The 13,530-nt window shown below is 69.2% G+C and carries 11 protein-coding genes; 4 read left to right on the top strand and 7 right to left on the bottom strand.

Annotation, left to right across the window (positions count from 1 at the left end):
* Positions 1-57: 57 nt before the first annotated feature.
* The 4 genes from acnA to dut all read right to left on the bottom strand — a co-directional run bounded on the left by acnA (position 58) and on the right by dut (position 4,965).
* Positions 58-2,886: an aconitate hydratase AcnA gene (gene acnA, locus ASF17_RS07255; protein WP_055797200.1), complete on the bottom strand. Its 2,829-nt coding sequence runs from the start codon at positions 2,884-2,886 to the stop codon at positions 58-60.
* 155 nt (positions 2,887-3,041) lie between these two features.
* Entirely contained in the window at positions 3,042-3,800 is a 759-nt protein-coding gene (locus tag ASF17_RS07250) for a DUF3159 domain-containing protein (protein ID WP_055797196.1), read from the bottom strand.
* Between the two features lie 5 nt (positions 3,801-3,805).
* Positions 3,806-4,516, bottom strand: a complete 711-nt coding sequence (locus ASF17_RS07245; RefSeq protein WP_082475133.1) for a DUF3710 domain-containing protein — start codon at positions 4,514-4,516, stop codon at positions 3,806-3,808.
* Positions 4,513-4,965, bottom strand: a complete 453-nt coding sequence (gene dut / locus ASF17_RS07240) for a dUTP diphosphatase (protein ID WP_156357365.1) — start codon at positions 4,963-4,965, stop codon at positions 4,513-4,515. The genes ASF17_RS07245 and dut overlap by 4 nt, the downstream gene beginning before the upstream one ends.
* A 62-nt stretch (positions 4,966-5,027) precedes the next feature.
* On the opposite strand from dut, the gene ASF17_RS07235 reads away from it, so the two are divergent.
* Entirely contained in the window at positions 5,028-5,483 is a 456-nt protein-coding gene (locus ASF17_RS07235) for a DUF3093 domain-containing protein (RefSeq protein WP_055797193.1), read from the top strand.
* Here ASF17_RS07235 and ASF17_RS07230 read toward each other — a convergent pair.
* Positions 5,458-5,748: a DUF4193 domain-containing protein gene (locus tag ASF17_RS07230; RefSeq protein WP_055798422.1), complete on the bottom strand. Its 291-nt coding sequence runs from the start codon at positions 5,746-5,748 to the stop codon at positions 5,458-5,460. The two genes, ASF17_RS07235 and ASF17_RS07230, sit on opposite strands and share 26 nt — an antisense overlap.
* Positions 5,749-5,945: 197 nt before the next feature.
* Here ASF17_RS07230 and sepH point away from each other — a divergent pair, with 197 nt between their 5' ends.
* Positions 5,946-7,103 (top strand): septation protein SepH, encoded by a 1,158-nt coding sequence (gene sepH / locus ASF17_RS07225; protein WP_055797190.1) that lies wholly within the window; start codon positions 5,946-5,948, stop codon positions 7,101-7,103.
* 21 nt (positions 7,104-7,124) lie between these two features.
* Here sepH and ASF17_RS07220 read toward each other — a convergent pair whose 3' ends face one another.
* The gene (locus ASF17_RS07220; protein WP_055797186.1) at positions 7,125-8,264 is read right to left on the bottom strand and encodes an alkaline phosphatase family protein; all 1,140 of its coding nucleotides are present in this window, start codon (positions 8,262-8,264) and stop codon (positions 7,125-7,127) included.
* A gap of 68 nt (positions 8,265-8,332) precedes the next feature.
* On the opposite strand from ASF17_RS07220, the gene ASF17_RS07215 reads away from it, so the two are divergent.
* On the top strand, positions 8,333-10,879 hold the full coding sequence (locus tag ASF17_RS07215) for a DNA gyrase/topoisomerase IV subunit A (protein ID WP_055797183.1): 2,547 nt from the start codon (positions 8,333-8,335) through the stop codon (positions 10,877-10,879).
* A 101-nt stretch (positions 10,880-10,980) separates the two neighbouring features.
* Here the strand turns inward: ASF17_RS07215 and ASF17_RS07210 are convergent, their stop codons facing one another.
* Entirely contained in the window at positions 10,981-13,077 is a 2,097-nt protein-coding gene (locus ASF17_RS07210) for a DNA gyrase/topoisomerase IV subunit B (protein ID WP_055797181.1), read from the bottom strand.
* A gap of 222 nt (positions 13,078-13,299) precedes the next feature.
* Here ASF17_RS07210 and ASF17_RS07205 point away from each other — a divergent pair, with 222 nt between their 5' ends.
* Positions 13,300-13,527, top strand: a complete 228-nt coding sequence (locus ASF17_RS07205) for a DUF7455 domain-containing protein (protein WP_055798417.1) — start codon at positions 13,300-13,302, stop codon at positions 13,525-13,527.
* Positions 13,528-13,530 lie beyond the last annotated feature (3 nt).

Raw genomic sequence — 13,530 nt, 5'->3', positions numbered from 1 at the left:
AGAGACCCCCGACCACCGGCATGTCGCGGGGGCGGGGGCCTCTCGGATCGGCCAGGCTCAGACCAGGCTGCGGAGCACGTACTGCAGGATGCCGCCGTTGCGGTAGTAGTCGGCCTCACCCGGAGTGTCGATGCGGACGACCGCGTCGAACTCGACGACGGCCTTGCCCTCGGGCGAGTGGGCGGTCGGGCTGGCGACCACATGCACCGTCTTCGGCGTGGTGCCGGAGTTGAGCGCCTCGAGACCGGTGATGCTGATGGACTCGCTGCCGTCGAGGCCCAGCGACTCCCAGCTCTCACCGGCCGGGAACTGCAGGGGGACGACGCCCATGCCGATCAGATTCGAACGGTGGATCCGCTCGAAGCTCTCGGTGATGACGGCCTTGACCCCGAGGAGGCTCGTGCCCTTCGCGGCCCAGTCGCGGGATGATCCCGACCCGTACTCCTTGCCGCCCAGGATCACGAGCGGGGTGCCAGCCTCCTGGTAGTGCGCGCTGGCGTCGTAGATGAACGCCTGAGGGGCGTCCGGGAGGGTGAAGTCCCGCGTGTAACCGCCTTCGACGCCGTCCAGCAGCTGGTTCTTCAGGCGGATGTTCGCGAACGTGCCGCGGATCATGACCTCGTGGTTGCCTCGACGGGATCCGTAGGAGTTGAAGTCCTTGCGGTCGACGCCGTGCTCGGCGAGGTAGTGCCCGGCGGGGCTGTCGACCTTGATCGACCCGGCGGGGCTGATGTGATCGGTGGTGACCGAGTCGCCGAGCTTGGCCAGGACGCGAGCGTCGAGGATGTCGGTGACGGGCGTCGTCTCGATGGTCATGCCGTCGAAGTACGGAGGCTTCCGCACGTACGTCGACTGCTCGTCCCACTCGAAGGTGGCTCCCGTGGGGGTCGGCAGCGACCGCCACCGCTCGTCGCCGTCGAACACGCCGGCGTACTCGTGCGTGAACATGTCCGTGTCGATCGACTCGTCGATGGTCTTCTGCACCTCGGCGGCGTCGGGCCAGATGTCGGAGAGGTAGACGTCGCCCCCCTCGGAGTCCGTGCCCAGCGCGTCGTTCTCGAAGTCGAAGTTCATCGAACCGGCGAGTGCGTACGCGATGACGAGCGGCGGGCTCGCCAGGTAGTTCATCTTGACGTCGGGGTTGATCCGCCCCTCGAAGTTGCGGTTGCCCGACAGGACGGCGGTCACGGCGAGGTCGTTGTCCTGGACGGCCGTCGAGATCTCGTCGATCAGCGGACCGGAGTTGCCGATGCAGGTCGTGCAGCCGTAGCCGACGGTGTAGAACCCCAGGTCTTCGAGGTAGGCCGTGAGACCGGCCTTCTCGTAGTAGTCCGTCACGACCTTCGAACCGGGTGCGAGGGTCGTCTTGACCCACGGCTTCGCCTTGAGGCCCTTCTGACTGGCGTTGCGCGCGAGGAGACCCGCGGCCAGCATGACCGACGGGTTCGACGTGTTCGTGCAGGAGGTGATGGCCGCGATGGCGACCGCACCATGGTCGATCGTGAACTCGCGGCCGTCGTCCAGGGTGACGGGAGTCGGCTTCGACGTCTTGGCCGGGGCGTGCGACGTGTGAACGTGCGTCGGAGCCTCGGTCGCGTCGTCCTCTGCGGTCAGACCGATCGGGTCGGAAGCGGGGAAGGTGCCCTCGACCGCCGCGTCGACGCTCGTGTGATCGGTGGTCGCATAGGCGCCGAGGTCGACCTCGAACTGCGACTTGGCGGAGGTGAGCTCGATGCGGTCTTGCGGGCGCTTGGGCCCGGCGATGGAGGGGACCACGGTCGCGAGGTCGAGCTCGAGGTACTCGCTGAAGACGGGTTCGACCGAGGGGTCGTGCCACAGTCCCTGCAGCTTCGAGTACTTCTCGACCAGCTCGATCTGCTCGTCGCTGCGACCGGTCAGGCGGAGGTAGTCGAGCGTGACGTCGTCGATCGGGAAGATCGCCGCCGTCGACCCGAACTCGGGGCTCATGTTGCCGATCGTGGCGCGGTTGGCGAGCGGGACCTCGGCGACGCCTTCGCCGTAGAACTCGACGAACTTGCCGACCACCCCGTGCTGGCGCAGCTGCTGCGTGATGGTGAGGACGACGTCGGTCGCCGTGACGCCCGTCGGGATCGCGCCGCTCAGCTTGAAGCCGACGACACGAGGGATCAGCATCGACACCGGCTGACCGAGCATGGCCGCCTCGGCCTCGATCCCGCCGACTCCCCAGCCGAGCACGCCCAGGCCGTTGACCATGGTGGTGTGCGAGTCCGTGCCGACGAGCGTGTCCGGGTAGGCCTGGAGGACCGTGCCGCCGTCGGCCGTCGCCACGTCGCGGCTGTAGGTGACACGGGCCAGGTACTCGATGTTGACCTGGTGCACGATGCCGGTTCCCGGCGGCACGACCTTGAAGTCGTCGAACGCCGTCTGTCCCCAGCGGAGGAACTGGTACCGCTCGCCGTTGCGCTCGTACTCGATCTCGACGTTGCGCTCGAGGGCGTTCTCGCTGCCGAAGAGGTCGGCGATGACCGAGTGATCGATGACGAGCTCGGCCGGCGCGAGCGGGTTGATCTTCGTGGGATCGCCCCCGAGCGCCGAGACGGCCTCGCGCATGGTGGCGAGGTCGACGATGCAGGGCACGCCGGTGAAGTCCTGCATGACGACGCGAGCAGGCGAGAACTGGATCTCGGTGTCGGGCTCTGCGCTCGGCTGCCAGGAGCCGAGGGCGCGGATCTGCTCACCCGTCACGTTCGCACCGTCTTCGGTGCGGAGGAGGTTCTCGAGCAGGACCTTCAGGCTGAACGGCAGCCTCTCCGCTCCGTCGACCGCGTCGATGCGGTAGACCTCGTAGTCGGTGCCTCCGACCCTCAGCGAATCCTTCGAACCGAAACTGTTGATTGCAGACACGTGCCGTCTCCCTTGCTGACTCCGTCGTCATCATGGTCGCTGGTCGGATGCCGCACCAGCGAGGCAAGCCTAAGTCCGAAGACGGTCCATGAGCCGACGTCGTCGATTTATCTCGATGTCGAGATAAATGTACCACCGAGCGAGGCGGGAGGCGTTCAGCGTCCAGGCGCGTCGCGGTCGACGTCGGCCTCGAGACGGCCGCGGTAGACCGTCCGCACGAGCAGCCAGGTGACCCAGAGGACGGCGGCGTAGAGCGGCACCCCCATCACGAGCTTCACGGTCGCCAGGGCCGCGATCTCGCCGGAGAAGAAGAGCGGGAGCTGCACCGCGAGGCGCCCGGCGAACAGACCGCACCAGAGCCACGTCGTGGCGACCAGCACCCGTCGCTTCGCCCGATCGCGGCGCCAGGCGGAGCCTTCGTTGGTGAGGAGACCGACGACGATCCCGATGACCGGCCACCGCACGGCGATGCTCACGAGGAGGCCGAGCAGGGAGACGGCGTTAACGACGAGACCCGGGATGAAGTTGCCCTCGGCCCGACCGCTCAGCAGGGCGATGGCAGCCGAGAGCGCGATCCCCAGGACGCCGGCGAGGGCCTGCGCCACCGGGCCCTTCTGAAGGACCCGCGCCACGACGAACAGGACCGCGACTCCGACGGGGATGAGCACCGACGGCACGAGGCTGGCCGTCAGCGTGTAGACGACGACGAAGCCGAGCCCCGGGAGGATGGACTCGGCGAGCCCGCGCACCCCGCCGATGGCGGCGAGCAGTGCGCCTGCCGTCGGCACCTCACCCGGTGCGACCTGTCCGATGCCCGCCTTGCCGGCCGCCGCTCGGAGTTGAGCCGCCAGCGAGACGCGGGGGTCGTCGTCGGGCGAGCCGCTGTCCGCCGCGGGGCGGCCGTCGTCGATCACGGGTGTCAGACCTGCGACGGAGTGGTGCCCGGCGCGTCGGTGGGACCGGCCTTGGGCATGGAGAGGGGGATGAGGTCACGAGGCGCCATCGGACTGGTGCCCCTGACCACGACGATGCTCCGGAAGAGCTCCTCGATCTTCGCGGCGGCCTCGTCGTCGACGGTGGCGTCGCCGGCGATCACCCCGCGGAGGAACCAGCGGGGACCATCCACGCCGATGAACCGTGCGAGCCGTGTGTGACCGGGGTCGCCTCCCATCACGGGGATCTCGGCCCGCACCTCGGGACCGAACGGACCATCGACCTCCGTGGTCGCGCCTCCCTGGCGTTGGATCTGCTCGGAGATCTGCCCCCGGATCTCGTTCCACAGGCCGGCGCTGCGCGGGGCTGCGAAGGGCTGCACCTGCAGCGTGGACTTCGCGAAGTCGAGACCCACGGCGACGACCCGCTTGCTGCCCTCCTCGACCTCGAGCCGCAGGTGCAGACCCTCTCGAGGGACGATCTTCACGCCGCCGAGGTCCACGTACGGTCGGACGGGATTCGCCTCGGTCTCATCGAGGGGGCCCTCGTCCGCCCGGTCGGCCGGTGCGGACTTCGAGTCGTCGAACACCTCGACGTCGTCCAGACCGCTGACGTCGATCTCGACGTCGTCGCCGTCGACCTGCTCGACGTCGATCTCGACCTCGGCCGCCTGCTGTGCGCGCTTTGACTTCCTCATGCTGTTGCCGCTCCTGTCTGCTGTGCGTAGCCCGTCGATCCGAACCCGCCATCGCCGCGGACGCTCTCGGGGAGCGTCTCGACCGGCACGAACGTCGCCCTCACGATCGGGACGATGACGAGCTGCGCGATCTTGTCTCCGACGGCGATCTCGTGATCGTGCTCGACGTCGGTGTTGAGCAACGCGACCTTGATCTCGCCGCGGTACCCCGCATCGACCGTGCCCGGGCTGTTGACCACCGTGATGCCGTGCTTGGCCGCGAGACCGCTGCGCGGGACGACGAACGCGGCGTGCCCCTCGGGCAGCGCGATGCGCACGCCGGTGCCCACGAGGGCGCGGCGCCCGGCCCTGAGGGTGAGCGCCTCCGTCGACACGAGGTCGGCACCGGCGTCCCCGGGGTGCGAGTAGTTCGGCACGAACGCGGAGCCGGAGGCCCCGTCGACCGCGATCTGGACGTCCAGGGTCTGAATCACGTGTCGAGGGTAGTGCAGAAGTCTGGTCGAATGGACTCATGCACAACTACCGCGAGCGGCTGTCCCCGCCGGTCACCGTCTTCGTCGCCTCCGCCCTGCTGCTGCCGGCGACCCTGCTGGTGTTCCTCCCGATCAACGTCACCGTGGGCATCGTCATGGCCGTCGTCTTCTACGTCGGGGCGGTCGTCGCCCTCGTCTTCGGCTCTCCCGTCCTGGCGATCGACGACGAGGGCCTCTCTGCCGGGCGCGCCCGACTGCACGCGCACGAGATCGGAGAGGTCACGGCGTTCCGTGGCGCCGCCGCGGCAGCGGAAAGAGGGCCCCTGCTCGACGCGCGAGCATGGACCCTCTTCAGAGGATGGGTGAAGCCGGTCGTCAAGATCGAGCTGACCGACCCGACGGACCCGGCACCCTACTGGTTGGTGTCGACCCGTCGACCCGACGAGGTCGTCGACCTCCTGACGTCGATCAGGCGGCGCACTCCCGGCAGATAGCCCCGAGCTTGGTCTCGTGGTCGAGCTGCGACCGGTGCTTCACCAGGAAGCACTCGACGCAGGTGAACTCGTCGACCTGCGGCGGCAGCACCACGACGTCGAGGTCGAGGTCGGAGAGATCCTGACCGGCGAGTTCGAACGAACCCGGGTTGTCGGCGTCGTCGTCCACGACGCCGGTCATCTTGTCGGGGACCCGCTCCTTGAGCCCCTCGATCGACTCCGAGTCGTCGTCGTTCTTGCGAGGTGCGTCGTAGTCGGTTGCCATGCCCATCCAGTTCTATTACGTTCGTGTACCCAATTCGGCGCGCACAGTTTGCATGACTCGTTCCCGAATAGCAAACCGGTCGGCAGGGCCTCCCGGGCGCCTCGGAGGAACTGGCGGCACGCCCGTTCTATTCCCCGGTTGAACGCCCTCGGCGTGCGAGTCTTACGGGCGAATCACGACGGCGAAAGGCGTGGGACATGCAGGATCTGAGGGTCATCGGAGTCGAGAGCGGTGCGCTGCTCGTCGCGACCGACGGCGGGAGCGAATACCGCCTCCCCGTCACGCACTCGCTCCACACGCATCTGCGCGCCGCCGCACCCGACGGCTCCCCCGCGGAGCGGAAGGCGCCGCCCCGCGAGATCCAGGCGCACATCCGTGCGGGCCTGACGTCCGAGCAGGTGTCCGCCGCCACCGGAGCCGACCTCGCCTACATCCGTCGGTTCGAGGGCCCCGTCCTGGCCGAGCGCGCCTTCGTGCTGGAGACGGCTCTCGCCGTCACCGTCACGGTCGCGGACGCCACGGAGTCCGACAGCGGATCCTCGACCTTCGGGAGCGTCATCGAGGCTCGTCTCGACTCGGCCGAGGCGACCGACCGCGAGTGGACGAGCTACAAGGACGTCGATCAGGGGTGGGTCGTCCACGTCTCGTACGTCACCCGCGAGGTCGCGCGGGACGCCACCTGGCGTTTCGACCCCAAGAAGCTCCTCCTCGCGCCGTCCGGCGGCGACGCGAACACCCTGTCGCAGCACCGAGAGGACATCGGGCCTCTGGCTCCCCGTCTGCGAGCCGTGGATCGCGAACCGGCCACGACGTCCGGTCGTTTCGACAGCGGAGCATTCGTCGTCGACGTCGCTCCCGAACCCGAGGTCGAGCCGGAGTCGGCACCGACGTCGGAACCCGACCGTCGCCGGGGGGACACGCGATCCCCGGCAGCCGTCGCGGCGACGAACCGGGCCCCCGACCCGACGTCCTCGCACAACCAGACCGCCGACCTGCTCGAGGCGCTCCGCCGTCGCCGGGGCGAGCGGGAGTCGGCCCGGTTCTCGGATGACGACGCCGCGGCCCACCCGTCGGCCGGGTCGATCCGCATCATCGACGTCCCTCTCGACGACTTCGGACTCCCGGAGGGCTCGACCGAGTCGGCCCCCGAGGCGGATCACGACGCGACCCCCGACGCGGGCTCCTCGCCGCTGTACCCGATCGCAGGGGCTCCCCGCACGGGTCGACCGCGTCGCCCCGGCGCCATCCCTCCCGTCACCCCCCTGCCGGCCGGTGGCAAGAAGGGCCGTGGACGCGCCTCGATGCCGAGCTGGGACGAGATCGTCTTCGGTGCCCGGTCGGACGACGACCAGTGACCGGCAGTTCCTGACCCTAGGTCAGCGCGCGTAGGCCGCGAGACGCCGCAGCGGCACCTGCGTCTCGTCCGACGACCAGCTCCCATGCTGGCCGATCATCGAGCCGGCGACTCCCCCGGTGGTGCGACCGTCGTAGTAGACGACGCCCCGGCGCGCCGCGACCAGCACGTCGCCGATCCGCGGCAGCACGTCGGGGTGCACGGGTCCGAACCAGTCGGCCTCGACGGCCTGCTCCCGGGTGACGACCCAGGCACGCTCCGATTCGGCGTCCCGCCAGGCGGCGAGCGTCGCGGCCCGGCGCTCCTCCGACGCATCGGGCTCGAAGTGCAGCTGAAGACACCGCGGCTCGCCGGCGACGTGCCGGACCCCGTCGACGAGCTCCGGCCGGTCTCCGAAGACGATGCGGCGGCGTTCGCCGACGTCGAGGATCCCGTGATCGGCCGTCACGAGGAGGCCCGTGCCTGCGCCGAGTCCGTCGCCGAGACGACGGATCTCGGCGTCCAGCTCCTCGAGCGCCGTCGTCCACTCGGGCGACTCCCACCCCGCCCGGTGGGCGATCATGTCGAGCTCCGGGACGTAGAGATACACCAGGGAGGCGCGGGTCGACTCCGCCAGATCGCGCGCCCGGTCGAAGCGGTCACCCATCGACTCGGCCGAGACGTACGTCGCGCCGGAGAGGATCGCCTCGGTGAGCCCCGAGGCGGCGTAGCGCCTCGGACCGACCGCGAAGCTCGTCACCCCGGCATCGGCCGCCCGCTCGAAGACCGTGCTGCTGCGCTGCCACACGTCGGGCCGCATGCCGGAGTCCCAGCCGGAGAGCTGCTTGACCACCCGGTCTCGATCCGCATCGAGGACGGAGTACCCCACGAGACCGTGCTCGCCGGGCAGGACACCGGTCATCAGGGTCGTGAGTGCGGCGGCGGTCGTCGTCGGGAATCCCGACCAGATGCTGCCCCCCGGCGCGGCCGCGAGGGTCCGGGCATGGCCCTTCCGGGCACCGAGCGCCGAGCTTCCCAGGCCGTCCACGAGGAGGACGATGGCCGAGACGGCCGGCGGGAGACGGAGGGGATTGTCGGCCCCGGCGAGAGAGGACACCACCGCCGGCAGCACGTCGGCGAGGGTCACGGCGTGCGGGGGGCGCCCCGGTACGATGGACGTCATCGGCACCAGTCTGCCACAGCCGAACCATCCATCCGAGGTGCTTCGCGCCTCCTGCCCCTGAGAAGCGCATGACGACGACCGACACCCTCTCCAGCCCCGACGACGGCGAACGCATCGAGGACATCGACGTCTCGCTCGAGATGCAGGGATCGTTCCTCGAATACGCCTACTCGGTCATCTACTCGCGTGCCCTGCCCGACGCCCGTGACGGCCTCAAGCCCGTGCAGCGGCGCATCCTCTACCAGATGTCCGAGATGGGCCTGCGTCCCGATCGCGGTCACGTGAAGAGCGCTCGAGTGGTCGGCGAGGTCATGGGCAAGCTGCACCCGCACGGCGACACGGCGATCTACGACGCGATGGTCCGCCAGGCGCAGCCCTTCACCATGCGCGTGCCGCTCATCGACGGACACGGCAACTTCGGCTCGCTCGACGACGGCCCGGCCGCGCCCCGGTACACGGAGGCCCGTCTGGCCGAGGCGTCGCTGGCCATGACGCAGAGCCTCGGCGAGGACGTCGTCGACTTCGTGCCGAACTACGACAACCAGCTCATGCAGCCCGAGGTCCTGCCCGCGGCGTTCCCCAATCTCCTGGTCAACGGCGCCAGCGGCATCGCGGTCGGAATGGCGACGAACATGGCTCCGCACAACCTCATCGAGGTCGTGGGCGCCGCGCGGCACCTGATCGACCATCCCGGTGCGAGCCTCGACGACCTGATGGCCTTCGTGCCGGGGCCCGACCTGCCCACGGGCGGGACGATCTCGGGGCTCGCCGGGGTCCGGGATGCGTACGCGACCGGTCGAGGCAGCTTCAAGACGCGGGCGAAGGTCGCGGTCGAGAGCATCACGGCGAGGAAGAACGGCCTCGTGGTCACCGAGCTCCCCTACCTGGTCGGACCCGAGAAGGTCATCGAGAAGATCAAGGACGGCGTCCAGGCCAAGAAGCTCACGGGCATCACCGACGTCACCGATCTCACCGACCACAAGCACGGGCTGCGTCTCGTCATCGGCATCAAGACGGGTTTCAGCCCGCAGGCGGTCCTCGAGCAGCTCTACCGCTACACGCCGCTCGAAGACGGCTTCAGCATCAACAACGTCGCCCTCGTCGAGGGACAGCCGCGCACGCTCGGTCTCAAGGAGATGCTCGAGGTCTACGTGGCGCACCGGGTCGAGGTGGTGACCCGTCGGACGCGCTATCGACTCGCGAAGAAGGAGGACCGCCTCCACCTGGTCGAGGGTCTGCTCATCGCCATCGTCGACATCGACGAGGTCATCCAGGTCATCAGGACGAGCGACGACACCGCCGCGGCCCGGGCTCGCCTCCGTGAGGTGTTCGACCTCAGCGAGATCCAGGCCGAGTACATCCTCGATCTGCAGCTCCGCAGACTCACGAAGTTCAGCCGCATCGAGCTGGAGGCGGAGCGGGACGACCTGCTGGCCGCGATCGCCGATCTGCGGGCGCTGCTGGCCGACAAGCGTCGACTGCGGGCCCTCGTCTCCACCGAGCTCGGCGAGATCGCCGAGCAGTTCGGGACCCCGCGCCGGACGCTGCTCACCGAGGCGGCGCCGAGCGTCGCGACCGTCGGTCGAGGCGGGAAGAAGGCACCCGTGCTCGAGATCGCCGACACCCCGACCCGGGTCTTCCTCTCGACGACCGGACGCATCCTGCGGGTCGATCACCAGGACCCGGAATCGGGGGCTCCCACTCCCCCGGCACGGCGCACGAAGCATGACGCCATCCTGTCGTCGATCGACACGACGAGCCGGACGGAGATCGGCGCGGTCACCTCGCTCGGGCGCCTCATCCGGTTCACCCCGGTCGATCTGCCCTCCGTGCCCCCCACCTCGGTGCAGCTCGGCGCCGGCGTGCCCGTGCGCGACTACATCGGTCTGACCGACCGGGGCGAGCGCGTCCTCGCCCTGGTCTCGCTGACGGCGGACCGAGCCATAGCCCTCGGCACGGCTCGTGGCGTCGTCAAACGCGTCTCCCCCGGGCAGTACCCGTCACGGCCCGACTTCCCCGTGATCACGCTGAAGAAGGGCGACTCGGTCGTCGGCGTCGCCCAGGGCGCCGACGACGACGAGCTCGTCTTCGTCTCGTCGTCGACCCAGCTGCTGAGGTTCCCGGCGGCGACGGTCCGACCGCAGGGGCCCGCCGGTGGCGGGGTCGCCGGGATCAACCTCCCCGACTCGTCGACGGTCATCTTCTTCGGTGCTGTCCCCGCCGGCCACGACGCCGTCGTCGTCACCGTGTCGAGCAGCGCTTCGACCATCGCGGGCACCGATCCGGGCCGAGGGAAGATCAGCGCCTTCGACGAGTACCCCGGCAAGGGGCGCGCGACGGGCGGGGTCCGTTCGCACGCCCTGCTGAAGGGCGAGGACGGGCTGACACTGGCCTGGGTCGGGCCGGCCCCGGCCAGAGCGGTCGGGACCGACGGCGGGGTGCGAGAGATCCCCGCCGACACGTCGCGCCGCGACGCCTCAGGTGTTCCCCTGTCGGCTGAGATCGGGTCCGTCGGGGCCTCCGTGGCCCACATCACCGACTCCGCGACCGGTGCCGACGCGGGTGCCGACGCCCCCGACGCGACGACGGCGCCCGTGACGGGCGACGAGGCGTAGATCGATCCGCTCGTGCGGCGGACGGCTCTCATGCCACCCGTCGCACGAGACCGTCGACCGCGTCGGCGGGAGCTGCGGCTCGGTCGGCGTCTGCGCGGGTGTCAGACGTCGATGCGGTCGCGACTGAGACCCGCGCCGTCGATGATGAACTCCTTGCGCGGGGCGACCTCGTTGCCCATCAGGAGCTCGAACACGCGCGCCGCATTCTCGGCGTCGTCGACCTTGACGCGTCGCAGCATGCGGTTCTGACGCTCCATCGTCGTCGTCCGGAGCTGCTCGGCGTCCATCTCACCGAGACCCTTGTACCGCTGGATCGGATCCTGGAACTTCTTGCTGGTGCGCTTCAGCCCGGCGAGCACCCCGTGGAGCTCCTTCTCGGAGTACGTGTAGATCGTCTCGTTGGGCTTGCTTCCGGGGTGCATGACGACCACGCGATGGAGGGGCGGCACGGCCGCGAAGACCCGACCCGCCTCGATCATCGGACGCATGTACCGGAAGAAGAGCGTCAGGAGCAACGTGCGGATGTGCGCACCGTCGACGTCGGCGTCGCTCATGATGATGACCTTGCCGTACCGAGCCGCGCTGAGGTCGAAGGACCGGCCGGACCCCGCGCCGAGGACCTGGATGATGGAGGCGCACTCGACGTTCGAGAGCATGTCGCTGACCGAGGCCTTCTGGACGTTCAGGATCTTCCCCCGGATGGGGAGAAGAGCCTGGAACTCGCTGTTGCGAGCGACCTTCGCCGTCCCCAGCGCCGAATCCCCCTCCACGATGAAGAGCTCGCTGCTGGCGACGTCGTTCGAGCGGCAGTCGACGAGCTTCGCGGGCAGCGAGGAGTTCTCGAGGGCGTTCTTGCGTCGTTGCGTCTCCTTGTGGGCGCGCGCGGCGATGCGCGACTTCATCTCGGCGACGACCTTGTCGAGCACGAGGGCCGTCTGCGCCTTGTCCTCGCGCCGCGTCGAGGCGAAGCGCTCGGCGAACTGCGTGGCCACGACGTTGGCGACGATCGCCCGGACCGCGGGAGTGCCGAGGATCTCCTTCGTCTGCCCTTCGAACTGGGGTTCGGGCAGTCGGACGGTCAGGACGGCGGTCAGACCGGCGAGCACATCGTCCTTGTCGATCTTGTCGGTGCCGACCTTGAGTCGACGGGCGTTCTGCTCGACCTGCTGCCGGAGGAACTTCAGGAGGCCGGCTTCGAACCCCGCCTGGTGCGAACCGCCCTTCGGCGTCGAGATGATGTTGACGAAGCTGCGGAAGACGGTCTCGTAACCGCCGCCCCAGCGGAGCGCGATGTCGACCTCGCACTCGCGGGTCAGCTCGGTGGCCACCATCGCACCGCCGTCCGTCAGCACCGGGACCGTCTCGGTGTACGACCCCGTTCCCGTCATGCGCCAGGTGTCGGTCACGGGCGCGTCGGGAGCCAGGAACTCGACGTACTCGCTGATCCCCCCGTCGAACCGGAACGTGCTCTCGAGAGGGAAGCCGCCGTCCGTCAGCGATCCGGGCCGCTCGTCGCGGATCCGGAGCGTGAGACCCGGGATGAGGAAGGCCGTCTGGCGCGCGCGGCCGGTGAGGTCGTCGGGCTGGAAGGCCGCGCCGCGGGTGAAGATCTGACGGTCGGCCCAATAGCGGATGCGCGTTCCGGTGACCCCGCGCTTCACCTTGCCCGTCTCGCGGAGGACGCTGCCGGACACGAACGGGGTGAACGGGGCGTCCGGCGTCGGCTCGCCGTCGTCCTCGAAGGTACCCGGCTCGCCGCGACGGAACGACATGGCGTAGGTCTTGCCGTTGCGGTCGACCTCGACGTCGAGCCGCTCCGAGAGGGCGTTCACGACGGAGGCTCCGACGCCGTGCAGACCTCCGGAGGAGCCGTACGAACCGCCGCCGAACTTGCCTCCGGCGTGCAGCTTCGTGAAGACGACCTCGACGCCGGTCAGTCCCGTCTTGGGCTCGATGTCGACCGGGATGCCCCGGGCGGTGTCTCGGACCTCGACGCTGTCGTCGGCATGCAGGACGACGTCGATCGAGTCTCCGTGCCCCCCGAGGGCCTCGTCGACGGAGTTGTCGATGATCTCCCAGAGGCAGTGCATGAGACCGCGGGAGTCCGTGCTGCCGATGTACATGCCGGGTCGCTTGCGGACCGCCTCGAGGCCCTCGAGGACGGACAGATGACGGGCCGAGTAGTCGGACGTGGCCAATGGGTGCTCCTGACGCGTGCGGGCGACCGCGGACGGGGAATTCCGGAGGCGGTGGCCGGGTTCAATGGTAACGAGGGGCACCGACACGGTCGCCCCGACACTCTCTCGTCATCGAGCAGCTACGCGATGAGCGAAATACGTCCGAATGTCTCACCTTCGTCTCGTGGGCGTGTTTTGATGAGTGTCACGTATCCACAGCACCACCGTCAGGAGGAGCACCCCATGACTCAGATGGCCACCGACCAGACCGCCGTCGATGAGCTCGGCTCCCGCTACCAGCTCAGTGCGGCAGACCGCTGCGACAGCTGCGGAGCCCAGGCGTACATCCGTGCGACCCTGGCAACCGGACAGCTCTTCTTCTGCGCACACCACGGCGCCAAGTTGAAGGACAAGCTGCAGCCGACCGCGATCGAGTGGCTCGACGAGAGCTCGAAGCTCTCGGAGCACTGATCC

The organism is Frigoribacterium sp. Leaf263 (assembly GCF_001422285.1).
Classification (GTDB): Bacteria; Actinomycetota; Actinomycetes; order Actinomycetales; family Microbacteriaceae; genus Frigoribacterium.
The sequence above is the reverse complement of the archived record's forward strand: the minus strand, read 5'-3'. Positions and strand labels throughout refer to the sequence as shown.

Bases quoted from the DNA above. Each gene is read 5' to 3' on its own strand.
- ASF17_RS07245 (WP_082475133.1), bottom strand. From the start codon at position 4,516: ATGAGGAAGTCAAAGCGCGCACAGCAGGCGGCCGAGGTCGAGATCGAC.
- ASF17_RS07235 (WP_055797193.1), top strand. From the start codon at position 5,028: ATGCACAACTACCGCGAGCGGCTGTCCCCGCCGGTCACCGTCTTCGTC.
- ASF17_RS07230 (WP_055798422.1), bottom strand. From the start codon at position 5,748: ATGGCAACCGACTACGACGCACCTCGCAAGAACGACGACGACTCGGAG.
- sepH (WP_055797190.1), top strand. From the start codon at position 5,946: ATGCAGGATCTGAGGGTCATCGGAGTCGAGAGCGGTGCGCTGCTCGTC.
- ASF17_RS07220 (WP_055797186.1), bottom strand. From the start codon at position 8,264: ATGACGTCCATCGTACCGGGGCGCCCCCCGCACGCCGTGACCCTCGCC.
- ASF17_RS07215 (WP_055797183.1), top strand. From the start codon at position 8,333: ATGACGACGACCGACACCCTCTCCAGCCCCGACGACGGCGAACGCATC.
- ASF17_RS07205 (WP_055798417.1), top strand. From the start codon at position 13,300: ATGACTCAGATGGCCACCGACCAGACCGCCGTCGATGAGCTCGGCTCC.